General features: G+C 66.3%; 22 protein-coding genes, 1 pseudogene and 1 riboswitch. Of the genes and pseudogenes, 13 read left to right on the forward strand and 10 right to left on the reverse strand.

Annotated features, from left to right (window positions below; genetic code table 11):
• Nucleotides 1-138: 138 nt before the first annotated feature.
• A riboswitch (glycine riboswitch) is annotated at nucleotides 139-229 on the reverse strand.
• Nucleotides 230-383: 154 nt separating this feature from the next.
• A complete protein-coding gene (locus tag AADZ55_RS00675) occupies nucleotides 384-1,751 on the forward strand; it encodes an HNH endonuclease signature motif containing protein (protein WP_341286248.1) in 1,368 nt (455 codons plus the stop codon).
• 7 nt (nucleotides 1,752-1,758) lie between these two features.
• Here AADZ55_RS00675 and AADZ55_RS00680 read toward each other — a convergent pair whose 3' ends face one another.
• Together AADZ55_RS00680 and AADZ55_RS00685 are read right to left on the reverse strand one after the other, a co-directional pair.
• Nucleotides 1,759-3,519, reverse strand: a complete 1,761-nt coding sequence (locus AADZ55_RS00680) for an N-acyl-D-amino-acid deacylase family protein (RefSeq protein ID WP_085326849.1) — start codon at nucleotides 3,517-3,519, stop codon at nucleotides 1,759-1,761.
• A gap of 212 nt (nucleotides 3,520-3,731) precedes the next feature.
• Entirely contained in the window at nucleotides 3,732-4,139 is a 408-nt protein-coding gene (locus tag AADZ55_RS00685) for a pyridoxamine 5'-phosphate oxidase family protein (protein WP_085326848.1), read from the reverse strand.
• Between the two features lie 209 nt (nucleotides 4,140-4,348).
• Between AADZ55_RS00685 and AADZ55_RS00690 the strand changes: the two are divergent.
• The 3 genes and pseudogenes from AADZ55_RS00690 to AADZ55_RS00700 all read left to right on the forward strand — a co-directional run.
• Nucleotides 4,349-4,585, forward strand: a pseudogene (locus AADZ55_RS00690) (ABC transporter permease); the annotation flags it as partial.
• A 159-nt stretch (nucleotides 4,586-4,744) separates the two neighbouring features.
• Nucleotides 4,745-6,049 carry an amidohydrolase family protein gene (locus AADZ55_RS00695; protein ID WP_085326846.1) on the forward strand — a complete coding sequence of 435 codons (1,305 nt, stop codon included), beginning with the start codon at nucleotides 4,745-4,747 and terminating at the stop codon, nucleotides 6,047-6,049.
• The gene (locus tag AADZ55_RS00700; protein WP_085326845.1) at nucleotides 6,050-7,222 is read left to right on the forward strand and encodes a MalY/PatB family protein; all 1,173 of its coding nucleotides are present in this window, start codon (nucleotides 6,050-6,052) and stop codon (nucleotides 7,220-7,222) included.
• Nucleotides 7,223-7,233: 11 nt separating this feature from the next.
• Here AADZ55_RS00700 and AADZ55_RS00705 read toward each other — a convergent pair whose 3' ends face one another.
• A complete protein-coding gene (locus AADZ55_RS00705) occupies nucleotides 7,234-7,614 on the reverse strand; it encodes a hypothetical protein (protein ID WP_085326844.1) in 381 nt (126 codons plus the stop codon).
• 107 nt (nucleotides 7,615-7,721) lie between these two features.
• On the reverse strand, nucleotides 7,722-8,552 hold the full coding sequence (locus AADZ55_RS00710) for an alpha/beta fold hydrolase (protein WP_085326843.1): 831 nt from the start codon (nucleotides 8,550-8,552) through the stop codon (nucleotides 7,722-7,724).
• A gap of 60 nt (nucleotides 8,553-8,612) precedes the next feature.
• Here AADZ55_RS00710 and AADZ55_RS00715 point away from each other — a divergent pair, with 60 nt between their 5' ends.
• Entirely contained in the window at nucleotides 8,613-9,218 is a 606-nt protein-coding gene (locus tag AADZ55_RS00715; RefSeq protein ID WP_085326842.1) for a TetR/AcrR family transcriptional regulator, read from the forward strand.
• A gap of 38 nt (nucleotides 9,219-9,256) precedes the next feature.
• Here the strand turns inward: AADZ55_RS00715 and AADZ55_RS00720 are convergent, their stop codons facing one another.
• Nucleotides 9,257-10,207 carry a LysR family transcriptional regulator gene (locus AADZ55_RS00720; RefSeq protein WP_085326841.1) on the reverse strand — a complete coding sequence of 317 codons (951 nt, stop codon included), beginning with the start codon at nucleotides 10,205-10,207 and terminating at the stop codon, nucleotides 9,257-9,259.
• A 74-nt stretch (nucleotides 10,208-10,281) separates the two neighbouring features.
• Between AADZ55_RS00720 and AADZ55_RS00725 the strand changes: the two genes are divergently transcribed.
• The 6 genes from AADZ55_RS00725 to AADZ55_RS00750 all read left to right on the forward strand — a co-directional run bounded on the left by AADZ55_RS00725 (nucleotide 10,282) and on the right by AADZ55_RS00750 (nucleotide 15,534).
• Nucleotides 10,282-11,427, forward strand: coding sequence for a hypothetical protein (locus AADZ55_RS00725; protein WP_207569146.1), 1,146 nt, complete (start codon nucleotides 10,282-10,284; stop codon nucleotides 11,425-11,427).
• A 38-nt stretch (nucleotides 11,428-11,465) separates the two neighbouring features.
• Entirely contained in the window at nucleotides 11,466-12,038 is a 573-nt protein-coding gene (locus AADZ55_RS00730) for a UGSC family (seleno)protein (protein WP_085326840.1), read from the forward strand.
• Nucleotides 12,035-13,213 carry a CaiB/BaiF CoA transferase family protein gene (locus AADZ55_RS00735; protein ID WP_085326839.1) on the forward strand — a complete coding sequence of 393 codons (1,179 nt, stop codon included), beginning with the start codon at nucleotides 12,035-12,037 and terminating at the stop codon, nucleotides 13,211-13,213. The genes AADZ55_RS00730 and AADZ55_RS00735 overlap by 4 nt, the downstream gene beginning before the upstream one ends.
• 13 nt (nucleotides 13,214-13,226) lie before the next feature.
• Complete coding sequence (locus tag AADZ55_RS00740; protein WP_085326838.1) at nucleotides 13,227-14,426, forward strand: acyl-CoA dehydrogenase family protein; 1,200 nt, start codon at nucleotides 13,227-13,229, stop codon at nucleotides 14,424-14,426.
• Between the two features lie 85 nt (nucleotides 14,427-14,511).
• Entirely contained in the window at nucleotides 14,512-15,132 is a 621-nt protein-coding gene (locus tag AADZ55_RS00745; RefSeq protein WP_085326837.1) for a hypothetical protein, read from the forward strand.
• 132 nt (nucleotides 15,133-15,264) lie between these two features.
• Nucleotides 15,265-15,534: a DUF4242 domain-containing protein gene (locus AADZ55_RS00750; RefSeq protein WP_085326836.1), complete on the forward strand. Its 270-nt coding sequence runs from the start codon at nucleotides 15,265-15,267 to the stop codon at nucleotides 15,532-15,534.
• A gap of 16 nt (nucleotides 15,535-15,550) precedes the next feature.
• On the opposite strand, the gene AADZ55_RS00755 is transcribed toward AADZ55_RS00750, so the two are convergent.
• Nucleotides 15,551-18,469 carry a helix-turn-helix transcriptional regulator gene (locus tag AADZ55_RS00755; RefSeq protein ID WP_085326835.1) on the reverse strand — a complete coding sequence of 973 codons (2,919 nt, stop codon included), beginning with the start codon at nucleotides 18,467-18,469 and terminating at the stop codon, nucleotides 15,551-15,553.
• A gap of 121 nt (nucleotides 18,470-18,590) precedes the next feature.
• On the opposite strand from AADZ55_RS00755, the gene AADZ55_RS00760 reads away from it, so the two are divergent.
• Entirely contained in the window at nucleotides 18,591-19,967 is a 1,377-nt protein-coding gene (locus AADZ55_RS00760) for an FAD-binding oxidoreductase (protein WP_207569145.1), read from the forward strand.
• Between the two features lie 37 nt (nucleotides 19,968-20,004).
• Here the strand turns inward: AADZ55_RS00760 and AADZ55_RS00765 are convergent, their stop codons facing one another.
• Nucleotides 20,005-20,805: a transcriptional regulator gene (locus tag AADZ55_RS00765; protein ID WP_085326855.1), complete on the reverse strand. Its 801-nt coding sequence runs from the start codon at nucleotides 20,803-20,805 to the stop codon at nucleotides 20,005-20,007.
• Between the two features lie 75 nt (nucleotides 20,806-20,880).
• On the opposite strand from AADZ55_RS00765, the gene AADZ55_RS00770 reads away from it, so the two are divergent.
• Nucleotides 20,881-22,098: an aromatic ring-hydroxylating oxygenase subunit alpha gene (locus AADZ55_RS00770; RefSeq protein ID WP_085326833.1), complete on the forward strand. Its 1,218-nt coding sequence runs from the start codon at nucleotides 20,881-20,883 to the stop codon at nucleotides 22,096-22,098.
• Here AADZ55_RS00770 and AADZ55_RS00775 read toward each other — a convergent pair.
• The 3 genes from AADZ55_RS00775 to AADZ55_RS00785 all read right to left on the reverse strand — a co-directional run bounded on the left by AADZ55_RS00775 (nucleotide 22,037) and on the right by AADZ55_RS00785 (nucleotide 26,096).
• The gene (locus AADZ55_RS00775) at nucleotides 22,037-22,804 is read right to left on the reverse strand and encodes a hypothetical protein (RefSeq protein WP_085326832.1); all 768 of its coding nucleotides are present in this window, start codon (nucleotides 22,802-22,804) and stop codon (nucleotides 22,037-22,039) included. The genes AADZ55_RS00770 and AADZ55_RS00775 overlap by 62 nt on opposite strands.
• 84 nt (nucleotides 22,805-22,888) lie before the next feature.
• Entirely contained in the window at nucleotides 22,889-25,183 is a 2,295-nt protein-coding gene (locus AADZ55_RS00780) for a heavy metal translocating P-type ATPase (RefSeq protein ID WP_085326831.1), read from the reverse strand.
• A gap of 10 nt (nucleotides 25,184-25,193) precedes the next feature.
• Nucleotides 25,194-26,096, reverse strand: coding sequence for a hypothetical protein (locus AADZ55_RS00785; protein ID WP_085326830.1), 903 nt, complete (start codon nucleotides 26,094-26,096; stop codon nucleotides 25,194-25,196).
• Nucleotides 26,097-26,099 lie beyond the last annotated feature (3 nt).

The raw sequence follows: 26,099 nt of genomic DNA on the forward strand, positions 1-26,099 counted from the left end.
GGTGAGCCCGAATCGCACCGGGCTGGTTGCGCCCTCCCCGCTCTGTCCTGAAACCTGAGAGTCTGTGGCGTCGCCTCATGGCGCCGCTCTACACCTTCGGTCAGGTCGGTCTGCGACCGTCCTTGTCTCCAGAGTTGCCTCGGCGGTGCGGTGCTTGGGCCTGAGAGATTCCCGGGGAGGAGATTGCTCCTACGGCGCCTCGACTTCGAGGTTCTCCCGCATCGCGTCAGTGGCTGTTCGGTTGTGACGGGAAGCAACATACACACCACGTAGGCGTCTTGTCACCCTTGGATGTTTGCGGCGCGGGTCCACAGTTTGGTGTTTGTCCACAGATGTGGTCGGTGCCGTGGCGGGGGGACGAGGTCCGGCAATAGCATTCGAACATGAGTGCGATCACCGCGCCGGTGGAGGTGGCCGCCGCGTTCGACGCGCTGGATGCCGCGGTGGCAGCCATCGGCGAGCTGAACTTCGAGCGCCTGCGGCCGGCCGTGCGGCTGCGCGCACTGCAGCGCCTAGAAACCTCGCGCCGACGCCAGGTCGCGGTCAGCCACGACGTGATCGCCGGGCTGGAGCGGGCAGATCCCGCCGCGATCGGCGGGCCGGCCCACAAGGTGATCGCCGACTGGTTGCGGATCAGCTGTGCCGAGGCCCGCCGCCGGATCAACGACGTGACACAGCTGTCGGCGCGGGTCACCCTGAGTGGCGGGCAGCTACCCCCGCAGTTGCCCGCCACCGCCCATGCGTGGCGCGCCGGGCTGCTCGACGGCCAGCACCTGCGGGTCATCCAAACCTTCGTGCGCGAGCTATCCGAGACCACCCCGGCCGACACCGTCGCACACGCCGAACGCTTCCTAGCCCACCAAGCCACCCAACTGCGTCCGGATCAACTCGACAAACTGGCCCAGCGGTGTGCCCTGTTGATCAACCCGGACGGGACATTCGCCGACGCCGACCGCGCCCGCCAACGCGGCTTCACCTGGCACGGCCAACGATCCGACGGGATGAGCATCGCCACGCTGATCGCCACCCCCGAACTGCGCGCCAACCTCGATGCCTGGCTGGCCCGCTTCGCCGCCCCCGGCATGTGCAACCCCGACAACCCCACCCCCTGCGCCAACGGCGAACCCACCCACGAGGCCACCCGCAGCGACACCCGCAGCCCCGCCCAACGCCAACACGACGCACTCAACGCCCTGGTCCGCGGCCAACTCGGCGACCCCAAACTCGGTACCCACAACGGGCTGCCGGTCACCGTCATCGTCTCGACCACCCTGGCCGAGCTGACGTCGGGCGCCGGGCGCGCGGTCACCGGCGCCGCCACCCTGCTACCCATTCCCGACCTGATCCGCATGGCCCGCCACGCCTACCACTACCTGGCCGTCTTCGACGAACACTCGGCCCGCCCACTGTATCTGGGCCGCACCCGCCGCATCGCCACCCCCGATCAACGCGTGGTCCTCTACGCCAAAGACCGCGGCTGCACCCACCCCGGCTGCGACGTCCCCGGCTACTGGTGCGAAGTCCACCACACCGACGACTGGGCCAGCGGCGGGCTGACCAACATCGACAAACTCACCTTCGCCTGCACACCCAACCACCAACTCGCCACAAAGGGCTGGCGCACAAGCAAACTCCCCAACGGCCAAACCGCATGGATCCCCCCACCACACCTCGACCACGGCCAACCCCGCACCAACAGCCACCACCACCCCGAACGCCTCTTCAACAACGACGAACGAGCCGGACCCTAGCCCGCGTCTAACGCGCTCCGCGCACCAGCCGGCCGGGACGGGCCCCGGTGTCGATATCGTCGCGCCGGGTCACACTTCCGCTGACGATTGTCGCGGTGTAACCGCTCGCCGCCTGCAGAATTCGGTGGCCGCCGGCCGGCAGATCGTAGGCCATCGCCGCGGGGTGCAGGGTCAGCGCGTTCATGTCGATCACGTTGATGTCGGCCTTCTTACCGGGTTCGATGGTGCCGCGGTCGGTGAGACCGAATAGGTACGCCGTGTCTCGGGATTGCTTGCGGATCACATACTCCAGCGACAACTTCTCGCCGCGGCGACGGTCACGGGTCCAGTGCGTCAGCAGAAAGGTGGGATAGGAAGCGTCACAAATCATCCCGCAATGGGCGCCGCCATCGGAGAGCCCGAGCACCCCGGCGGGGTGCAGCATCATCTCCCGGATCGCATCGTGGTTGCCGTGAGCGTAGTTGAAGAGGGGCAACATCAGCATGGCGCTCGCGTTCGCCTCGAGCATGAGGTCGTAGAGCGTCGCCAGCGGGTCTTCGCCGCGCTCTTTGGCCATCGCGGCGACGGCGCGGTCGGGGGTGGGCTCATAGTCAGGCGGATCGCCGAGTGCATACAGACGCTCCAGTGAGTGCTGCACGAAGGTGGACATGCCGTCGAACAGCACGGTCGGGTCGATGGGCAGATCGTCCTCGGACAGGATGGCGGCCTTCACCGCGGGGTCGGCCAGGCGCTGCGCGAACTCGCCGCGGCTGCATTCGGACTTCAGCCTGCGGTAGCTGGGCCGATGGCCGAACGCATGGTGGCCTTGGAATCCGATCATCATGCCGAACGGGCGCGCTGCGATCTGCGGATGCAGCCGACTTCCCGCCGCGTGCGCGGCCGCGGAGAGGTCCAACTGCTCGCGCCAGAGATTCGGGTCCGCATCCACCTGAATAAGCGCGAACGACAACGGTCGGTCGATTTCGCTGCCCAATCGTCGCATCCAGTCCAGTTCCTTTTTCGGGCCGACGATGTCCTCGCCCGCCGCCCCCTGCGGTGCCAGCTCGAACACCGCCTGACCGCCGGCCGCCATCGCGTGGCCAAGGCCGAACAGTTCCTCTTCGGCGGCGAACGTCCCGGGCACGGGTTCGCCGTCCATCGCGCGGTGTGCCAGCGTCCGGGACGTGGAAAACCCAAGCGCGCCGGCTTCGATCGCTTCGGTGACCAGCCGGCCCATCGCTGCGATGTCGTCGGGCGTGGCTGGCTCATTGCGCGCACCCCGCTCACCCATCGCATAAGCGCGGACGGCGCCGTGCGCGACCTGGCTGCCCACGTCGATCGCGAACTTGTGCTTGCCGATCGCGTCGAGATACTCGGGGTAGCTCTCCCAGCCCCAGGTGATGCCCTCGGTAAGGGCGGTGCCGGGGATGTCCTCGACACCCTCCATCAACCTGATCAGCCAGTCCTCCTTGCCCGGCCGTACCGGAGCAAATCCGACTCCGCAGTTGCCGGTGACCACCGTCGTAACCCCGTGACCGCTCGACGGCTCGAGCAGGCTGTCCCAGCTCGCCTGACCGTCGTAGTGGGTATGGATGTCGACGAAACCGGGGGCCACCACTTGCCCTGTCGCGTCTATGGTTTCGGCGGCCTCGCCGGGCATCGCCGGATCGTCGGCAGCGCGGCGGACGACGTCGACGATCGTGCCGTCTGTGATACCGATGTCAGCGCGATAACGTTGCGCGCCGGTGCCGTCGACGACCATGCCACCGATGATCTTCAGGTCGAACACGAGTCCTCCTCATCGCCACGGGCTGCTGACGCGAGACGTGCGGCACACCGGATTTGGACAGTTATTACGCTACGACCAGTAGCGTAACTGCTGCCGCCGTTCGTTGGCGATAGGTCGATTCAATGAATTCTTCCCTCGAGCCGTTGATAAGTCCGCGGGGCGGGCTGGGATGACTAGTTCTCCAATTGGTTTGCGGGCCAAGTCACAGGCAGCTATTTCCCGAACCGGAAGCGGCGACCGGTAATCGAGGTCGGCCGAACGCACACATAGTGCGGCTTGTGCGTCGCAACCCACGGCAGCAGCCCGGCGTGCTCGGCCTCGGCGATCTCCTCGTCGCTACGAAGTGTGCGACTGGTGCCCTCCACGATGACACTCCAGCCCCCAGCGGCATCGTGGTCATCCGCCTCGAAAAGAACCTGGTTATTGATAGCGGCGCTGACCAGTTTGGTGCCCTCCGCGGTCCGGAACAGCACGTTGCGGTTCTGGACGACAAAGTTCACCGGAAAGATTTGAGGTCGGCCATCGACACTGGTAACCAATCGGCCCAGCGGCACGCTCGACAACAGTTCCCAACTTTCGCTGGCCGACAGGATGGTCACGGCTTCGTCGTGGGTGGACATCGGCGCCTACCGGACTCGAGGCGATTGGGCGGTCATCAGCAAGACTTTCCACGTATACGTCACCACAGCAGCTTATTGGAGGGAAGGTCCGCGCTGGGCACCACGTTTGCCGGATTGGTCGATGTGCCCGGCTCGCCGATCAACGATGTCGGTGGATGACAAACGCGAAGACCCGCCCCGCAAGTGCGTGACGTTGGTAGCGTCTGGGAATGCGCTTCGCGGCCCTGCGCGACATGCAATGCAGAAGGCGCCGCCTCGCCATCACGATTATCAGCACCGGACTGATCTTTGGAATGACGCTTGTGTGGACCGGACTTGCGAACGGCTTCCGGGTGGAGGCCCGACACACGGTCGATTCCATGGGGGTCGACGCATTCGTAGTGAAATCCGGCGCGCCCGGTGTTGTTGCTTCGGCTCCACTGGCCACCGCGGCATCGACAACAAGGGACCTGCTGCGCCCATTGAAGGTCACCGTGGACGCCATCACGATCGTGGCGGTGCTGCTGTGGATCGTTGCGTTGGTGATCGCTCTGCTGGCCAGCGTCGCTGGATTGAGGCGCGCGGTGGCGATCGATCCCGCGCTCGCATTCGGAGGTCCATGAGCAATGGGCGAGCTGAGCGTCGGCCGGGCTTCGCCACGCCCCGATCCCGGCCGCGGTCCTAGCGAGCCGACAGGACCGGGAGAACGGATCGGGATTCTCGCCCAACTTGTCTTCGACGGGTACCGGTTTCACCGTCGACCCGTGCTGGTCGTGGTCGAGGGCGGTCGGATCAGCGCGGTCGATTTTTCCGGCGCAGGCGGCCCGGATATGACACTGGTTGATCTGGGCGAATCGACGTTGCTGCCGGGCCTGGTGGATGCGCATGCACATTTGTGTTGGGACCCCAACGGTACGCCCGAGGATCTGGCCAGCGACCCCTACCCGGTGTTGGTGGAGCGGGCGCGACGACACGCCGCGGCCGCGTTGCGTTCGGGGATCACCACGATTCGCGACCTCGGTGACCGCGACTTTGCGACCTTGTCGCTGCGGGACGAATATCGGCAAGGAACGACGGTGGGCCCGGAACTGGTGGTTTCCGGGCCGCCATTGACCCGCAGCGGCGGGCATTGCTGGTTCCTCGGCGGTGCGGCCGACAACGCTGCGGCGCTGGTTGATGCGGTGCAGGAGCGGGCCGCACGGGGAGTGGATTGGATCAAGGTGATGGCCACGGGCGGATTCGTCACCGCCGCATCCGATCCGTCGCAGCCGCAGTACAGCGGTGATCAACTGGCCGCGGTGGTGGCGGCCGCCAGTCGGGTGGGTTTACCGGTGACCGCGCACGCCCATGCCACCGCAGGGATCGCCGCGGCGGTCGCCGCGGGTGTGGACGGGATCGAACATTGCACGTTCCTCAGCGGAAGCGGCGTCGCGGCCAGCCCGGATGTCGTGGAAGCGATTGTTGCGCAAGGTGTGTGGTGCGGTCTCACGATTCCCCGCGTGCACCCAGGGATGCCGGAGAACATCGTGGCAGTCGTGCAGGAGGTGCGGGCAATCATCCGCCTGCTCATTGATTCCGGTGCGCGCATCGCCCTGTCCACCGATGCTGGGGTCGGCCCCGAAAAACCCCACAATGTGCTCCCCCACGATCTGGCGGATCTGTCCCGCCACGGTTTCACCAGCACAGAGGTGCTGAACGGCGCCACCGCCGCCGCCGCGGCCAGCTGCGGCCTGGGCCATCGCAAGGGACGTATCGCGCCGGGTTACGACGCTGATCTGCTCGGTGTCGCCGCCGGTGTGGACCAGGACCTCGCCGGACTGGACGATGTCAAGGCCGTCTGGCGCGCCGGAACTCCAGTGCCGCTCCAAACGTCCGCTGGCGGTGTCCGCCAACGGGGGGCATCCCCAGACGAGAGGACACAGACTACTTAAATGCACGACAGCGTCTTCGATCTGTTGACCGAGAAACGGCTTCGGGGTCGTAACACGATCAAGTGGAACCATTTCGGGCCCGATGTGGTGCCACTGTGGGTGGCGGAGATGGACTATCCCACGGCACCGGCGGTACTCGACGGGGTACGGGCGTGCGTCGAGAACGAGGAGTTCGGGTACCCACCCTTCGGCGAGGACACCTTGCTGAGGGCGACTGCGGACTGGTGCCGACAACGGTACGGTTGGTGCGTCCAACCCGAATGGATCCGCGTCGTTCCGGATGTCCTCAAGGGGATGGAAGTCGTCGTCGAATTCCTTACCCGGCCGGAGAGCCCGGTTGCGTTGCCGGTTCCGGCCTACATGCCGTTCTTCGACGTCTTGCAAGTGACCGGCCGCCAGCGAATGGAAATCCCGACGGTGCAGCAAGATTCGGGACGTTACCTGCTGGACCTGGACGCTCTCGAGGCCGCGTTCGTCCGTGGTGCCGGATCGGTGATCCTCTGTAATCCGAACAACCCGCTGGGCACCGCCTTCGCCGAAGCTGAGCTGGCCGCGATCGTGGATATCGCGGCCAGCCACGGCGCTCGGGTGATCGCGGACGAGATCTGGGGACCGGTGGTGTACCGATCGCGCCATATTGCCGCCGCCTCGGTGTCGGAGGCGGCCGCAGAAACTGTGGTCACGTTGGTGTCGGCTTCCAAGGGCTGGAACTTGCCGGGCCTGATGTGCGCTCAGGTAGTCCTGTCCAACCGCCGTGATGCCGCCGACTGGGACCGGATAAACATGCTGCACCGCCTGGGCGCATCCACCGTCGGTATTCGCGCGAACATCGCCGCCTACGACCATGGCGCGCCGTGGCTGGACGAGCTGCTCACCTATCTGCGGGCAAACCGCGACCATCTGGCGCGGGCGCTGCCGGAGTCAGCTCCCGGGGTGAAGGTCAACGCCCCGGAGGGCACCTATCTTTCGTGGGTCGATTTCCGTGCGCTCAAGCTGCCGTCCGAACCGGCGGAATATCTGCTGTCGAAGGCGAAGGTGGCGCTGTCCCCCGGCATTCCGTTCGGCGCCGCGGTGGGGTCTGGATTTGCGCGGCTGAACTTCGCCACCACCCGCGCAATCCTTGACCGGGCGATCGAGGCGATTGGGGCCGCGGTACGAGAAATCGTCGACTGAGCCTGTCGGATTCACACCGCTGCGGCGTTTTGGGTCAGGCTGAAGAAGATGTAGGCCAGGCAGATGAGGAAGTTCAGTGCAACGAGAATCAAGCCCGCACAGATGAGCGAGCACGTGGCTCGGCGTCGCAGCCGCTGGAACTTCACGACGCGCTTTTCATGGTCCAGCCGGGTCGCGATTAGTGCGAAATTGACGTCGGTCCATTCGTCGTCGGTGGCCGGAGCGCCCGACAGCATCTCCTGAAGGCGCTGCGGCGGGGTTTCGACGCCGACGAGCGAGAACCGCCGGCTCAGCCGCCGCGCCTCCCTGCGGCCAAGAAGCTGACCCCGCATTTGTAATGAATGCGAGAGCTTCCTTCGTTCGTCGCCCCAGGGGTTGGACGGGGTCGTCACAGCGGCATTCTAATTCGCGCGGGCATACAATCGGGAGTGCCTTGCCAAATTCTTGGTCCCAATATCCTTGGCAGAGCGCCCGTTCTGCGCCCTATACCGGTGCTTAGTTACGTGCGCACCGCGACAGCGGACAGCAGATCGGCGAGCCGGTCCGGCCGATCCAGCATCGAGAATGTCCGCGCTCCCTCGATCACCTCGAGATGGGCGTGCGGGATGGTGGCGGCGAGCCGTTCGCCGTCCTCGAGTGCGAAGAACACGTCGTCCGCCGACCACGCGATGAGCGCGGCCTTGTCGAACTCAGGCAGCCGCGCGGCGACCGCGGTGGTGACTTCCCTACGCAGCGACAGCGTGAGCTGACGCAGGTCTTCGGCGATCGCCGGGTCGGATAGTGCCGGTCGAACCCAGCTCCGGGTGAGAGGGTCGATGTCCTGGTGTGACAGGCCCTCATAGGCGCGTTTGCGCGCCGCCGGTGCCCGCATGGTCTGCATCGCGGCCCGGAACAGGGTTGTCGACTTCGCTGCCAGGATCACCGGCTTGAGAATCGGCGGCGGAAAGTGCTCGAATGCGTCGCAACTCGTGAGAACGAGGGCGCCGAGCCGTTCGGGATGGTGCACCGCGACCAGCTGGGTGACGACCCCACCGGTGTCGTTGCCAACCAGCACCACATCCTCAAGGTCCAGGGCGGCAAGTACCTCGGCGACGATGCCGGCGACGCCGCCGATGGTTTGGTCGGCTCCGGGGCGCAGCGGTTCGGGATGCGCGCCCAGCGGCCAGGTCGGGGCGATGCAGCGCAAGCCTCGACCGGCGAGTTGCTCGCTGACCTGGCGCCATAGTTGGCCGCCCATCAGGTAGCCATGCACGAACACGACAGGTCTGCCGCTTTCGGGTCCGGTTGCTTCGTAATGGATGGTTCCGGCACTAATGTCGATCGTCGACATGGAGGGCACCCCTTCGAGTACATTTACAAGCAGGCTGCCGGTAACTTACCAACAGGTTGTATGGAAATCAAGAGACGCACCCAGGAAGAGCGCTCCGCGGCTACCCGCGAGGCGCTGATCACCGCCGCCCGCAAGCTGTGGGGCAGCCGGGGCTATGCGGAGGTGGGGACGCCGGAGATCGCCACGGAGGCGGGGGTCACTCGGGGGGCGATGTACCACCAATTCGCCGATAAGGCGGCGCTGTTTCGGGAAGTCGTGGAGGTGGTGGAGCAAGATGTGATGGCCCGGATGGCCACCTTGGTCGCCGCGTCGCGGGCGACGACCCCCGCCGATGCGATTCGGGCCGCCGTCGACGCCTGGCTCGAGGCGTCCGGGAATCCGGAGGTGCGTCAGCTCATCCTGCTGGACGCACCCGCCGTGCTGGGTTGGGCCGGCTTTCGCGACGTCGCCCAGCGCTACAGCCTGGGCATGACCGAGCAGTTGATTACCGAGGCCATTCGGGCCGGCCAGTTGCCTCGGCAACCGGTGCGGCCGCTGGCCCACGTGCTGATCGGCGCCCTCGACGAGGCGGCCATGGTCATCGCCACCGCCGACGACCCCAAGCGCGCCCGCCGGGACATCAGGCAAGTGCTGCGCCTGCTCATCGACGGGATGCTGACCACCTAGACCTTGGCGGGACGCGTAAGGGGCTCAAGAGGCTCCGATCAATTCGCCGAGTCGGGTGCGGTGAGTTGCGGGTAATGCTGGCTTAAATCGTGCAGGTACCGCGGGGCGGCCTGGGTGGCGACGTCGAGGAAACAACGCATGCTCGGCGCGCGATTGGAGGTGCGCCACGCCAGGGCCAGCGGGCGGTGCGGAAGCGGCCCGTGTAAGGGGATGAACCGCACGCCCTTTCGGTTGAGGTTGATGAACGAGGTTGGCAGCAAGGTGATTCCCGCTCCGGACGCCACCAGCGCGAGAATCGTTTGGATACGCGGCACTTCGTCGACGATGGGCGGATCGAGATCGTGCTGGCGGAACAGCTCGACGACGTCGGCGTAGGTGGTGGCTGCCGCGGCTCGAGTCCACAGGATGATCGGTTGATCGCCAAGCAGCGACGGCGCGATCCGCTCCTGCTCGGCGAGTGCATCGTCCTCGCAAACGACGGCGGCAAGCGGGTCGTCGATGAGCGTCTGGATGGTCAGCGACGGCTCGTCGACGGGTCCGCGCAAGAACCCGACATCGAGGCGGTGTTCGATCAGTTGCGTCACCTGCTCGGCGGTGCCCAGTTCGGCGAGCTCGAGTTTGACGCCGGGATACCGTCGGCGATGTGCGCGCATGATGTAGGACAGCACGCCGTCCACCGCGGCCTGCAGTGCACCGATGCGAAGATGACCGAGATGACCGGTGGCGGCCCGGCGGGCGGCGGCAAAGGCCCGGTCGGCGTGGGTGAGCGCTAGCCGCGCCTCCTCGAACAAGGCAGTGCCGGCGTCGGTGAGTTCGATCGGGCGCCGGGACCGATCGATGAGTTCGACTCCCAGCTGCCGTTCGAGCTTCTGGATCTGCTGACTCAGCGGTGGTTGGGCGATGTGGAGTCGCTCGGCCGCGCGACCGAAGTGCCGCTCCTCGGCGACGGTTACGAAGTAGCGCAGCAGGCGCAACTCCGGATCAGTCATATCTACAGGATATGAAAGCTGTCTGAATATGTCTTGGACTATGAAGATGCTGGGAACTTACGGTTGTCGCAACGGTGAGCAAACCGACCGAGAAAGGCAACCAGATGATCGCTGTGACCGCTGAAGAATTTGATCTCGTCGAGCACTACTTCGATCAGCCGTGGAGCGACGGGTTACCCGTGGTGCCGCCCACACCGGAACGCGTCGCCGCCGTTTTGGACGTGTTGGGCGGACACCCGAAGGAACTTGTGGCGCGGATTCCGCCGCGGTGGGGGAGCCTGACCCGAGAACTCCTCGCCGTCAACATGGTGATGGCCGGGTGCAAACCCGAGTATGCCCCCGTCGTGCGAGCGGCCATCCTTGCCCTGGCCGATGCGCGGTTCAACCTCAATGGGATTCAGGCCACCACTCATGTCGTCTCGCCCCTGATCGTGGTGAACGGTCCCATTGCCCGCCAGATCGGGATGAACGCCGGCGGCAATGTATTCGGCTCGGGCAACCGCGCCAACGCCACCATCGGACGTGCGGTTCGGTTGATCCTGCTCAGCGTCGGCGGTGGGATTCCGGGCGAATTGGACAAGAGCACGCTGGGTCATCCCGGCAAGTACACATTCTGCATCGCCGAGAACGAAGCAGCCAGCCCGTGGGCTCCCTATCACGTCGAGCACGGATACGCACCAGACGACAGCACGGTCCTGGTGATCGGGGCCGAAGCCCCGCACAGCGTCACCAACCACATTTCCGATGACCCGCAAGGGATTCTGGACTCCATCGCGTCGGCGATGAGCACCATCGCCCACAACAACGCGGTGCTCGGCGGTTCCTGCACGGTCGTCATCGGGGTGGAGCATGCGCGCACCATCGCCTCGTTTGGTTGGAGCCGCGACGACGTCCGTCGCTACCTGTGGTTCAACGGCACCAACGACTGGGACGAGGTGAGCTACGGCAATCGCTATGCGCCCCCGGGGGCACACACCTACAACCGCAACCTGCCCAAGTGGTACCCGCGTCAGTCGGGCAGGCAGCTGCCAATCGTGTTCACTCCCGACGACATTCACCTGTTCGTCGCGGGCGGAGCCGCCGGCCGGTTCTCGGCGTTCCTGCCCGGGTGGAGCGCCGCCACCACGCCGGTGCTGCGCGCGATCGAGGAGGACCACATCGACGCCGTGGCAAACGGCGCCCGCGAGCTTGACTGTTCCGATGGCGCCTGCCGGCTCTGAGAACCGATCACCAGAAATTTCGCAAAGGAGAGACAGCGATGACCGATTTTGTCTATGACCCGTGCGGTGTGGTCGATGTTCAGGCCATTCCCCCCGCTCCTCGACCCAGCGGTGTCGAGGGCCTGCGCCTGGGCGTGCTGAGCAACACCAAATGGAACGCCGCCAAGTTGTTGCGTGCCACGGTGCGGGAGTTGGCCGACCGCGGACTGACCTTCGCCGCGGTCACCTACTACGACAAGCACCACTTTTCCTCGGACGCCAGTCCCGAGCTGATCGGTCAGATCGCCGCCGAGAACGACATCGCACTCACCGCGATCGGCGACTGTGGCTCATGTTGCTCGGCGTGTGTCAACGACGCGGTGCGTCTGGAAGCCGCTGGGCTGCCGACGGTTGCGATCGTGACAACGGAGTTCGAGCATGAGGCTCGATTGCAGCGCGAGTCGCGGGGCATGGTCGGTCTGGAACCCGCGGTGGCCACCCATCCCATCAGCAGCCTGACCCTCGAACAGCTCGACGGCCGCGCCGCCGAGATTGCCCCCCAGGCACACCGGATCTGGTTCGGTGCCGGCGCTGCCGCAAACGGACACGCGTTCGAGGTCACGTCCAGATGACGAATCCCGATACACCACATCCGCTTTCGTCTTTGATGGTGGTCGACTTCTCTCGGGTACTCGCCGGGCCGTTCTGCACGATGACGCTTGGCGATCTCGGTGCCGAGATCGTCAAGGTCGAACGACCGGGCGGTGATGACACCAGGGCCTGGGGCCCGCCGTTCGTCGACGATGAAAGCACCTACTACCTCGGCGTCAATCGCAACAAGCGCAGCATCATGCTCGATCTCCGCGAGGCCGAGGACCTGCGGACGGCGAGGACTCTGGCCGAGCGCGCCGACGTGCTGGTGGAAAACTTTCGCCCAGGAACCATGGCGCGCTTTGGCCTGGATGAGCCCACGATGCGCCGGGTCAACCCCGCCCTGATCTACTGCAGCATCTCGGCGTTCGGGCCGGCCGAGGGCCGCGAACTGGCCGGCTATGACTTGCTGGTCCAGGCGCTAGGCGGGTTGATGAGTCTCACCGGGTCGGATTCGCAGACCCCAACCAAGGTCGGGGCGGCCCTCGTCGATGTCCTCGCGGGCCTGTTCGCCACGGTTGGCATCCTGGCGGCGCTGCGCGAGCGCGACCGGTCCGGGTGCGGTCAACACGTCGAGATCAACCTGCTGTCGGCACTGCTGTCCGCCCTGGCAAATCAGTCCGCCAGTTATGTTCTGGCCGGCGAGATCCCGCGCGCGGTGGGCAACGGACATGCCAGTATCGCCCCCTACGACACGTACGCCACCGGCCAGGGAACGATCGTGCTGGCGGTAGGCAACGACAAGCAGTTCGGCCTGCTCTGCGATGTCCTTGGCATTCCCGACCTGCCACGGGATTCGCGATTCCGCACCAATGAACTGCGGGTGCACAACCGAGCGCTGCTGCGTGAGTACTTGGAACGCGCGTTGGCGCCCAACTCCGCGAAGTACTGGTCGCGGATCCTGCCCGAGTTCGGGGTTCCCGCCGGTGCGGTCAACGACGTCGCCGAGGCCTTCGCCCTTGCCGAGCAGCTAGGTCTGCACCCGATCCGCAACACCGAAGATGGTGCGCGGCGACTCGGTCGCCAGGTGGCCAGCCCGATCAATCTGTCCGCCACACCGGTGACCTACCGCACCAGGGCACCACGGCTGGGTGAACACGGCGCCGCCATCCGTAGCTGGCTCACCACGCTCAAGGCGGGACGCAGAACGGCGTGACAAGGAGTATTAGATGACCACCACCACCAACGCAAAGTCGGATGTCGGGTTGGCGCCTAGTGCGCGCGACTTTCTGGCGATCGAAGGCAGTTTGTCCGACGAAGAGCGGCTGATTCGGGATACCGTTCGCTTCTTTGTCCGCCGCGATCTACTGCCGCAGCTGCCCGACGCCTACGCCCGGGGGCAGCTTCCCGGCGGATTCCCCACCGCTGCAGGCCAACTCGGTCTGCTCGGGATGCACTTGCAGGGCTATGGATGTCCGGGGATGAGTGCGGTGTCCTACGGGTTGGCGTGCATGGAGCTCGAGGCCGGGGATAGCGGCTTGCGCAGCTTCGTTTCGGTGCAGGGATCGCTGGCCATGTTCGCCATCTGGCGGTACGGAAGTGAACGGCAGAAGCAAACCTGGTTGCACCCCATGAGTCAAGGTGCGGCCATCGGGTGCTTCGGACTCACCGAGCCCGACGCCGGCAGCGACCCGTCCGGTATGCGAACCGCCGCGCGGTTTGAGGATGGCCAGTGGGTGCTCAACGGAGCCAAGATGTGGATCACCAACGGCGACATCGCCGATGTGGCGGTGGTCTGGGCGAGAACCTCGGACGGAGTCCGAGGATTTGTGGTGCCGCGCAACACGTCCGGCTTCATCACCCGCAAAATCAAACACAAGCTGTCCCTTCGGGCGTCGACGACCGCCGAGCTGGTTTTTCAGGATTGCCGGCTTCCGTTCGAAGCGATGCTGCCCGAGGCGACCGGTCTGCGAGCACCCCTGTCGTGTCTCACCGAAGCCCGATTCGGCATCATTTGGGGGGCGGTCGGGGCCGCGCGGGCTTGCTATGAGGCCGCACTCGACTACGCCGGCACGCGGACGCAGTTCGGGCGTCCGATCGCGGGATTCCAGCTCACCCAACGCAAGCTTGTCGAGATGCTGACCGATGTCAACAACTCCTATCTGCTGGCCCTGCACCTGGGCCGGCTCAAGGACGCCGGCCGGCTCCACCCGGAACACGTCAGCTTCGGCAAGCTGCACAACGTGCAAAAGGCACTGGATGTGGCCCGCATCGCGCGAACCATTCTGGGCGCCAACGGAATCACCCTGGAGTACCCGGTCATGCGGCACATGGCCAATCTCGAATCGGTACTGACCTACGAAGGAACCAGCGAGGTGCACACCCTCGTCGTCGGCCAGGCCATCACCGGCCTGGCGGCGTTTCACTGACCGGCCGCTACGCGCGAAGTGCCCACAGATGTGCGTCCCGTAGGCTGTCGTGGTCTATGGACCAATACGGCGGCGAGGTCGAGTCATGGCATCTCGGATCGGTGTGAGTATTGCAACGTGGATGTTGGTGGCGATGGTTCTGGCGGACCTGCCCACCGCACTGGCCGACCCCGATGTTGTGTTGCCTGTAATCGCATCGACCGGAGGTGGACCGATCATTGGCGGCGGGGATGAGGCCGCACAGCAGCGGATCTCGCTGCAGTTGAACAGCCCTGAGGCGCCGGATGTGCAAACGGGTGACGGCGCGGATGCGGCGGCGTTCATCATGGATGCGGCAGGGGTGGCCAACACTGGCCTCGCGTCCGCCTTTGTGCCGCTGCAGCGCGCGTTGGGATGTCAGAAGGACAACACCTCATTCGGAGCGCGGGCATATCGGCGGGCCGACGGCCAGTGGGGCGGCGCGATGCTGGTGATCGCCCAGAGCGCGACTGCGAACCTTGATGCACTTACCAACTGCGCCAGCTCGGTGTGGCCGGCGCCCACCGCCGGCGGGCCCACGTCGATGTGCGCCAGCGGGTGGACCTACCCGACCTCGGGTGAAAACCACCGCCCAGAGACGTATTACATCTTGCTCGCCGGCACCGCAGGTGACTTCTGCAGACCGCGCAACGCAAACTATGCCAACTACGCCACCAGGTGGCCGTGAGCGCTGCCCTGCGTAGCTAGCTGGGGTGCCGGGAGCAAGAACTGCCCGACGGTGGCGGTGGCGTCCAATGTTGCTCGACGTGGAAGACGCGTAGGTTCGACGCCAGGACGAGACGATCGACAGGAGTCCGCCGTGCCGATATTCATGGTCGAGCGCAACTATGCCGAACAACTGGAACCCAGCCTCGACGTCGCCGATGGAATCAATCGGATCAACGCGCAGGAGGGCGTCCGTTGGTTGTACTCGTTTCTGTCGGCGGACAAACGAAAGACGTACTGCCTGTACGAGGCGCCGTCGCCGGAGGCCATCAGAACCGCGGCGGCGCGTGCCGGTCTTCCCGCCGATGTCGTCGTCGAGGTAAGCGAGCGCGTTCTGCCGGACGGCGCTTCGGCCGATATCTGAAACCGATAGCTGATCCCTACCCGAGCAGCTCGTGATCGGCGGCATACATCGCCGCCTGCGTGCGATTCGCGGCACCGGTCTTGATCAGGATGCTGCGAACATGGTTGGCCGCCGTGTTGGTGCTGATGTAGAGGCGTTCACCGATTTCCCGATTGCTCAACCCCCCGGCCAGCAGCCGCAGCACTTCGACCTCCCGGTCCGTCAGCCCAGCCGGACCCTCGGGGCCGTCCGGGGCCATCGTGAGCAAGGTATCCACCAGGCCGAGGACCCGGGACTGGCCGATCGGCGCGGCGATGCCGCGAGCCTCGTCGGCCAGCTGCCGCGCCTCCTCGATGCGATCTCGGGACGCTGCGAACAACGCGTGCCGGGCCAGCGTCTCGGCAACATGGACGACCGACCCCATCCGCCGGTCCATCTCGAGCGCCGCGGCGAAATGACGCTCGGCGGCATCGGTGTCACCGCTGTGCGCCGCAATCCGTGCTAGATATCGGTCGGCGCTGCCGAACGGCGCGACGAACTGGCCGGCCACCAGGTTCTTGCCGGCATAGCGGGCAACGAACGGGCGCAGCGCGTGAATCGCGTCTCGGTTGGCCAGCTCCAAGGCAGCCTCCACCATGAAGACCAGCTCCATCGGCCACTGCGCTTCGTCCGTGTGTTCGCCGAGATTGCGGTTGAGCAGGTGATTCAGTGCGCGGGTGATACCACGTTCGCATCCGAGCTCGGTATACAGCGCAAGCAAGCCGGGCACCCAACGGCCGGCGAATGTCTCGCTGCCGTCGACGAATTCGGAGAATCTTTTCAGGTCCCCGGATTCGCGGCGGATCATGAACATCTGAACCCCGTGCGAGCCCTCGGTCTCGTCTGCGCTGAACAGGTTTCCCGTGCGTAACGCGATGTCTGCCCATCGTTCGGCGCCGGCAAAGTCGCCGCGTAGATACGCCAGTGCTTGCTCGACGCAGGCGCCAACGAAGCCGAAGAACGGTTGTCCGCCGGCTTGGACCGCTCGCTGCAGATCGGCGGCCGAGGCGGCCAGGTCGTCGGGCCGGCCGACCACATAGCTGACCAGGGCGCGGAAATGCGATACCGCGCCCAGCGTGTCGTAGTCTCGGGCTGATTGCACGGCGCGCAACAGCTCGGCCGACCGCTCCAATTGGATGTCACACATCTCCGGGGTGAGTCCGTGCCACAGGCTCGCCTTCAGAGCGTGCAGCGTCACCGCCGGATCGCGGACCCGCCGCGCGCGATCGATGGCACGGCCGCCGATTTCGCGGGCCCGTGCCGCCTCACCGGCAAACGCCAGTGCCCGTCCGAAACTAGCCAGAGCCCCGACATAGCGGGGGTCGTCGGTGCTCAACCCGCACGATTCCAGCGCCGCGGCGAGCAGATCGGCCGCTTTCGAGTCGGCCAGCCCGGGACGCCAACTCGCGTCCTCGTAGCCGACGGCGGCCTCCAGCCGGATGAGCGGATCGTCCATCGCGCTGATGCGTTCGTAGATGGCCCGCGCACGGGCGAAATCGCCGGCGCGCACATGGTTTGCGGCCGCGCCGAAATTCAGCCGCGCGCGATCGTGCGGACTCAGTTCGGGAAGCGACACCGCCCGCTCGAACCAGGTCGCTGCGTCCTCGTAGGCCAGACTCTGTTCGGCTATCCGGGCCGCTTTCCGCGCGTAATGCAACGCCTGATCGTGGTAGCCCAGCACGTGCGCAAGCAGGTAGTGGTTGGCTAGGCGGGGCACGACCGAGGGGTCCGCGCGCCCCTCGAGCGCTTCGGCTGCTCGCGCGTGCATGATCCGCCGGCGCGACGCCGCCATCCCGTCGAGCACGGCCTCCCGGGTCAGCGCGTGCACGAACGCGAACTCGCCGTCAGAGCCCCCAACCGGCCGGATCAGCCCGACGGCCTCAGCCGAGTCGATCGCCGCCAGCGTGGAGGTGAGGTCGGTCTCGCTGGTCGCAATCAGCGCGGGCAGATCAAACGCTTCGCCCAACACCGCAGCCTGCTCGATGACGTTGCGAACGCTGGCCCCCAATCCGCCCAGCCGGCGGGCGATGGCATCCCCAATCGACGCCGGAATCCTGTGGTGCGAACTCAGCGTGGCGATCCCACCCCGGAGCTCCAGGTCGTTGCAGAGTTCGGTCAGGAAGAACGGATTGCCGCCGGTTTTGTCGCGCAGCAGCGCCGCCGCCGTGCGGGCCGACGGTGGGAGCAGGTGCTGGGTTTGGCCGACGTACTCGGCGATCGCCTCGGTGTCCAGGCCCTCGAGATCGAGACGACGGACGCCGTCGAACCGGTGCAGTTCGGCCAGCCGGGTGAGCAGCTCTTCGGAGCGGTCCGGTTCGGTGGTGCGGAATGTGGCCACGACCAGCATTCGGACATCGGCACAGCCGATCAGCATGTGTTCCAGCATCGCCAGGGTGGGCAGCCGCGCCCAATGCAGGTCCTCGAGGATCAACGCGATCGGGCGATCGATCGCCAGCCGCCGCAGCAAGCCCGTCACCGCGTCGAACAAAGCACGCCGGACCGCGTCGACATCGTCCGCCGGGCCGGTATCGGGCAGATGTCGATCCACCTGGGTCGTCAGCCGCCGCAGTTGTGGTCCCCCGTCTGTCAGCGCGTCCGCCATCGAACCTGGTGGAGCGGCGATGAGCAGGCGATCCAGCGCCTCGGCGAACGGTGCGTACGGGACGTCCGCATCGGCCGTGGAGCTGCCGACGAGTACGGCGACACCGTGATCGACCAGCCGCCCGGCCACCTCGGCGGCCAGCCGCGTCTTACCGGCTCCGGGTTCACCGCCGATGAACACCGCCTGGCGGTTGCCGCCCACCACGTGCTCCCAGGTCTGCTCGAACGCAGCGAGCGCTGCGGCGCGACCAACCAGCGGGCCGCGCCGACGTGCGGTCAGTTCTGCCGGAAGCGGTGGTGGCACCCACTGCGCCATGGTTTCAACGTAACTGCGGCGCCGCTGGGTGGTCGATAGTCAGATCTGACTATTGGGTGCGCATCGGAAATGCGCCGTTGTGGTCATGACGGCTGCCTCCCCGGCTCGTAGCGTCGGAGGCATGAGTACCCCAACCGCAACCGAAGAACTGCGCACCCGATTGGGTGGGCAGGTAATCCTGCCGGCTGACCCGGGATACGACGAAGCCAGAGCGCTGCACAACGCAATGATCGACAAGCGGCCGGCGGTGATTGCGCGCTGCCGATCCGCTGCCAACGTTGCGGGCGCTTTGGAGTTCGCGCGGGCGTCGAACCTTGCGGTCGCTGTCCGCGGGGGCGGTCACAACGGCCCTGGTTTCGGCACCGTTGAGGGCGGCATGGTCATTGATCTGTCGCCGATGAACCGGATCGACGTCGACCCCGACCGGCGCACTGCCCGGGTTCAAGGCGGAGCGACCTGGGGTCAGGTGGACGCCGCGACCCATGCGCATGGTCTGGCGACGCCGGCCGGCATTATCTCCAGCACCGGTGTCGGCGGCCTCACGCTGGGCGGTGGCCACGGCTACCTGTCTCGCAAGTACGGCCTGACCATCGACAACCTGTTGGCGGCCGAGGTCGTGCTGGCCGACGGGCGCGTGGTCACGGCGTCCGAATCCGAGCACCCCGACCTGTTCTGGGGGCTGCGCGGCGGCGGCGGGAACTTCGGTGTGGTCACCTCGTTTACCTTCCGCGCCCATCCCGTGCACAGCGTGATCTGCGGCCCCACGGCGTGGCCGGTTTCGGCGACTGCCGACATCCTTGGCTGGTTCCGGGATTTCATCCCGGCTCAAGACGAGGACCTCTACGGGTTTTTCGCAACCATGACCGTCCCCCCGGTGGCGCCTTTCCCGGAGTCCTTCCACCTGCACAAGGCGTGCGCGGTGGTCTGGTGCTACACGGGCGATCCCGCACGAGCCGACGAAGCGTTCGCGCCGGTGCGGCAGCTGGAACCGGCCTTCGACGGCCTCGGGGTGGCCCCCTATCCCGCGTTGCAATCCACTTTCGATGCCCTGTATCCGAAAGGGCTGCAATGGTATTGGCGTGGTGACTTCTTCCGGACCGTCGCCGACGGTGCCGTGGCGGCCCACGCCCGCTTCAGCGAGGACCTTCCGACCATGCACTCCACAATGCACCTGTATCCGATCGACGGCGCGGTCCATCGGGTCGGGCAAACCGACACCGCGTGGGCCTACCGTGATGTCAACTTTTCACAGGTCATCGCGGGGGTTGATCCGGACCCGGCCACCGCGCGGGCGCTGCAGCGGTGGACGGTGGACTACTGGGACGCGACTCACCCGTACTCGGCGGGCGGCGCTTACGTGAACTTCATGATGGACGAGGGCCAGGACCGAGTCCGCGCCACCTACGGTCCGAACTACCGCCGGCTCAGCGAGATCAAGGCGGAATACGATCCGCACAACGTGTTCCACATCAACCAGAACATCCCGCCGGCCCGATAACTCCGGTCGCGGCCGTGACCGCCGGTGACGCTCGCCCTCAGTCGGAAGGCGCCGCCAGTCGTCTTTTGAACGCGCTGTCGAAACGGCGGTAGGTGCCGCGCAACGTGCGCCCGGGCCAGTGGTCGGAAAGCAGTTCGACGGGCAGCAGCGGATCGAGCTGAAGATGGCGGACCACGGCGATCGATAGCGCGAACTCGTAGGCGATGCCTTCGGCCGAACCGGCACCTCGGCCTAGGTTGAGTTGGGTGTCCATCGCCTCGATCAGCACCCGGGCATCGGCTGTCCACTCATCAAGGGAGAACAACGACCGCATCTTGTCGGCGGCAATGTCGGTAGCGGCGCTGTGAAAATGGGTGCACTGTCGGTCCAGCACCGCCCGGGATGTCGGAACCCGTTGCGGGTCAAGATTATCCGGTCGTATCCACACGCCCTCTCGAAGCTCCGCCAGATGGAGGGCCAACGCTGCCTTTCGCAGCTCGAGGCGATCGGCTGCCGAGCGACGCTCCAGCGAGACGATCGCCAGCTCCCAGGTTCCGTCCCAGGACGGCGGGCCGTCGATCGCCGACGCTTCGTCGACCCGCCGGCGACGTTCCAGTAAGCGCCCGGCGAGCGCGTAGCTACCGCTGTCGCCGGTCAGCTCGCCATTGCAGACCATCCGCCACAGGCAGGTGCGGGCCGCGCCGGCGCTGATGCCGAACAGGGCGGCTACCGCGACCAGTTCGGCCACCGTAAGGCGGGCATGGTCGGCCCCCAGCAAGGCCGACGCGAGCACCGAGCGGGCGCTAAGCGGGCGGTTGCCGATCAGCTCGCCCACCCGGGACCGTGATGTTGCGGGCACGTAGCCATCTTCGCGGACCGGGACGTGTATCACCAAATCATTGACGCGTGACGCGCAAAGTGTGATACTGCTCGGATGGGCTCGCCGACAAAGTCGTTGGTTGCTGGTGACGTGGAGATCGTCCGCCGCGTCCTTGCCCACATCGATGCTGGCACCACCGATGAGGGCCCGGCCTGGCGTGAGCCCGTCGAAAACTATGTCAATCCTGCCCGGTTCGCCGCGGAGTTCGACCTGTTGCGGGCCACGCCGAGCGCATTCATCCCCTCTGCCGCGATCCCCAACCGGGGTGACCACGTCGAACGAACCGTTTTCGGGGTGCCGCTATTCGCCGTGCGCGGTCCCGATCAACGGGCGCGGGTGTTCCGAAATGCTTGCCGCCACCGCGGATTCGCCCTTGTCGAGGGCGCCGGATGTGCGCACGCGCTGGTGTGTCGCTACCACGGTTGGACCTATCGTCTGGACGGCTCGCTCGCGCACGTGCCGCATGCGGAGGCGTTCCCCGATCTGGACATGGCGGCGCGCGGTCTGGTCGAAGTCACCAGCCATGAGGTGGACGGGCTCATTGTCATCGACGCCCTCGACTCCAGCGCGGGTCAGCAATGTGGCGCCGAACCGGTGCTCGCGTGGTTGACCAACGGGATTCCGTGGCGGGATAAACTACTGCCGGCCCAGCGGCTGGTCTATGCGGAATCCATTGTGCGGGCTATGAACTGGAAGGTTCTCGTCGAGCAGTTCCTCGAGGGCTATCACATCCGCACGACGCACAAGAACACCTTTTTCCCGCTGCAATACGATGATCTCAACGTGGTCGAGATGTTCGGACCGAATTGTCGTATTACGTTCCCGTACCGCAATATTGAGCGGCTCCGCGACCGTCCAGAGGCCACTTGGACGACGGATGCACGGGTGACCTACCTCTATCACCTGTTCCCAAACGTCATGTTGGCGACGTTCCCGGACCTCGTTCTCATGGTGGTGATCGACCCGGTTGACGTCGAGCACAGCACAACGACGGTCTATTCGATGGCTAAGGCCGCGGCCGCACCCGCAGCATCGCTTGATCCGCCGGATAATCCGGCGGGCAGCCTCGTCGCGCGCGGCTCCATCGAGGACAACGACATGTCGGCCGGCGTCCAGCACGGCCTGCACGCCGGTGCAAACGCGTTTCTGGAGTTCGGCACGCACGAGAGTGCGATCGGCCACTTCCACGCCACTCTGCGGGACCGTCTGGCTACGAGTCGAAGGGAGCCAGACGCACGGCCAATGGCAACCCGCAACGAACGAGAAGTCTGAACCGTCCCCCCGGCACCGCCGCCGCCTCGGCGCGCATCATATCGACGAGTTGCCGTTTGAATTCGCCCCTTGGGTAGCGGCGCACGATCTCCTCGACGTTGCCCGAAGCGATGTCCCAGATGCGCAGTCCGGCGCCGTCGACCATCGCGCCCCATTGCAGGTAACAGCCAATCGCGCCATCGGTTTTCACCGCGATCCCAGGTGTGGTGTGCACACAGATGCCGTCCGCCAGCAGATCCGCTCGCTCGGCAGCCAGCCCCGCGGCGTTCGCGCAGGAAAGCATGCGATCGACGCTGCCGAGCGTGAAATCCCGATTTTGCGTCGGGCGGGCGATCCCGTAGTCGTGCAGCAGCGCGCCGCAGTAGAAGAGCTCCTCGTCGATCTCGCACCCGTCGACGGCCGCGAGCGCGCACCCGAACAACCACGTGCGGTAGGAGTGGCCCGTCAGGGCGGGCGGCAACTCCGCACATGCCTGCTCGGCCTCGCGGGCGAACCTCGAATCGGGGATGGAAAACGTCTCGAGGTCAACCCGCTCGGCTGCGGCCGGAATCCGACCCAGGGCCAGCTTGACCCGTCCCACCGCGTTCTCCCACTGGCCCAACGCAATAGCGGCGAGCAAGCGCCGCCGCTCTCGGCCCGATAGCCGACCACCCGTCCGACGGGCCCAGGCCAGACCGCCCAGCCGCTGCGGATCGGGAATGTTCATCGAGCTACCCAACCAGTCGACCGTGAATGCATTCGGGCAATTCTTCCAGCAGGCGCGACGGCTGCACAGCGCTATCGCGCGTTCTCACAAGAGGCTGGGGGCCGCTTCTTTGACCACGCTGGTGGCCGAGCGCAGCCGCAGGCTGTTGCCGACGACGAACGCACTGGAGAATGCCATCGCGGCCCCGGCCAGCATCGGATTGAGCAGGCCGAGCGCGGCCAGCGGGATAGCGGCGACGTTGTAGCCGAAGGCCCAAAACAGGTTGGTCTTGATCGTGGCCAGGGTCCGGCGGGCGAGCCGGATGGCGTCTGCGGCGGCGCGCAGGTCGCCGCGCACCAGGGTGATGTCGGCGGCCTCGATCGCAACGTCGGTGCCAGTGCCCATCGCCAGTCCGAGATCGGCCGTGGCGAGTGCGGCGGCGTCGTTGATGCCGTCGCCGACCATGGCAACGACCTTGCCCTCGGATTGCAGCCGTTTGATCGCGGCCACTTTGTCGGCGGGCAGCACTTCGGCGATGACCTGGTCGATGCCGAGCTCTGCCGCGATGCGCTGCGCGACGGTCTGGTTGTCACCGGTGAGCAGCATCGGCGTGAGACCCAGGCGCTTGAATTCATCGATGGCTTCGGCGCTGGTGGGTTTGACGGTATCGGCGACCACCAGGACACCCCGGGCGCGGCCGTCCCAGCCGACGGCGACAGCGGTTTTGCCGTCGCGCTCCGCGCGGTCTTTGGCGGCCGACAATCCAGGATCGAGGTGCTGGGATCGATCGGCCAGCAGGCTAGCACGACCGACGACCACCAGGTGTCCGTCGATAATGCCTTGCACACCTTGACCTTCCACGTTGGCGAAGTCCTCGGGTGCGGGCAAGGCGTGCACTTCGGCCTTGGCGCCCTTGGCGATAGCCCGTGCGATCGGATGCTCGGAGGCTGCCTCCAGGGCTCCCGCATAGCGCAGTAGTGTCGCGCGGTCGGTATCCGGTGCGACGATTGCCTCGACGAGGGTCATCTTGCCGGTGGTCACCGTACCGGTCTTGTCGAGCACGATCGTGTCGACTTTGCGGGTGGACTCCAGCATTTCGGGTCCTTTGACGAGCACGCCGAGCGTAGCGGCGCGTCCCGTGCCGACCAGTAGCGCGGTCGGGGTCGCCAGCCCGAGTGCGCACGGGCAGGCGATGATGAGCACCGCGACGGCGGCGGTCAGTGCCGCGGTGATGGGAAAGCCGGCACCGAGCCATACCCCGAAGGTGGCCACCGCGATGGCGATGACGATGGGGACGAACACGCCGGAGATGCGATCAGCGAGCCGCTGTACGGCGGCCTTGCCGGATTGGGCGGCTTCGACGAGTTTGGCCATCTGGGCCAGCTGGGTGTCGTCGCCGACGCGGGTGGCGCGCACCACCAGCCGCCCGCCGGCGTTCACCGTGGCACCGGTCACGCTGTCGCCGGGGCCGATCTCGATGGGGACCGACTCGCCGGTGAGCAGCGCGGCGTCCACCGCCGAGGAGCCCGAGACGACCGTGCCGTCGGTGGCGATCTTTTCGCCGGGGCGCACCACGAATTCGTCACCCACCTTGAGTTGGTCGACGGGGATGCGGATTTCGATGCCATGCGTGTCGGGGCGCAGTAGGGTGACGTCCTTGGCGCCCAGGTCCAACAGGGCGCGCAGTGCCGCGCCTGCCCGGCGCTTGGAGCGCTTCTCGAAGTAGCGGCCGGCCAGCACGAACATGGTCACGCCCGCGGCCACCTCGAGGTAGATGTTGGCCGCGCCGTCGCCGGGTGTCACGGTCAGCTCGAAGGGATGGCGCATGCCCGGTTCCCCGGCGGTCCCCAGGAACAGGGCATACAGCGACCACAGGAACGCCGAGAGGGTCCCAACCGAGACCAGTGTGTCCATGGTGGCGGCGCCGTGTTTGAGATTGACCCACGCGGCCTCGTGGAACGGCCGGCCCGCCCACACGACGACGGGTGCGGCCAGGACCAGGGAGGCCCATTGCCAGTAGCGGAACTGCAGGACGGGCAGCATCGCCATGAGGATCACCGGGCCGGCGAGCACGATCGTGGCAACCAGCCGGGTGCGCAGCGACCGCAGCTCTGGGTCGCATGCCACCCGCTGGGCCGCTGGGTTGTCCGGTTCGTCATGGTGGCGCGACAGCGCCGCGGTGTAACCGGCCTTTTGGACCTCGGCGATCAGCGCCTGCGGGTCATACCCCGCGGGAACCGTCACGGTTGCTAGCTCGGTCGCGTAGTTGACGGCGGCGTTGACCCCGTCGAGCTTGTTCAGCCTCTTCTCGATCCGCGCCGCGCATGAGGCACAGGTCATTCCGGCGATCTCGAACTCGAGGTTGCTCACCGTGGCAGGCGAGCCGGTTGTCTCGGGCATGACGGCTCCTTCAGTTGTGTGCCGCCGTTGGCGGCTCGGCGTTGAGGACGAACTGCGCGGTGTGCACCCGTCCGGCGACCTCAAAGTCCAGGTAGACCAGATACCGGCCCGGGGTGGGCCCTTCGGCCAGGAACCCGACCCGTCCGGCGGTCGGCTCGGCGGCTACGGCGTGTGCGTGCAGGTACGCCAGATCACCCTCCCGCAGCGCAACCAGGTGGCCGTAGGCGCCCAGGTAGGGCTGCAGTGTGGTGACGGGTTGGCCGTCACGGGTCACGGTAACGGTCAATTTCGATACCGCTTCGGCGCGGAAAGCTCCATCGATCGCCACGGCAAACCCGTCCACCCGGCTCACCGTCGACACCGTCGTCGCACGGCGGGGTGTGACGCAGCCGCCGACTTCCAGCGCGTATGAGAGGACCCGGCCGGTGCCCGCGCCGGTGTCCTTGCCGGTGGCTGCAGCGGGGACGAAGTCGGCGAAAATGCGGTAGGTGCCCGCCGCTTTCCAGGTCCATGGGATCGACCACTGGCCGGCGACGTTCATCGTGGGATGCACGTGGCGGAACTCGGCGCCGTCGCTGCGCACCACGATCAGATGCAATTGTTTGGTGTTCTCGGTGTCAAACTTCGTCACCGGTACGCCCGCCAGTGTCTCGATCCGAAACGACAGCGTGCCGCTGACCCCGGCGGCCGACGGGGCAGCTACGTCGCCCAACATCAGACCACCCTGGCTGAGCGACACCCCGCGCACCGACTGCGAGCCGGCCTTGTGCCCGGCGACGTTCGTGTTGGGGATCGCCCGAGCCCACGAGGAGGCGACATGCGGCGGAACGACCGAGCCACCGGCCACGAGTGCCGCGCCGAGCACGACCGCCAATCCGGCCCAGAAGAATGCGAGTCTGGCGGTGGTGCTCATGCG

Source organism: Mycobacterium decipiens, assembly GCF_963853665.1.
Classification (GTDB): domain Bacteria; phylum Actinomycetota; class Actinomycetes; order Mycobacteriales; family Mycobacteriaceae; genus Mycobacterium; species Mycobacterium decipiens.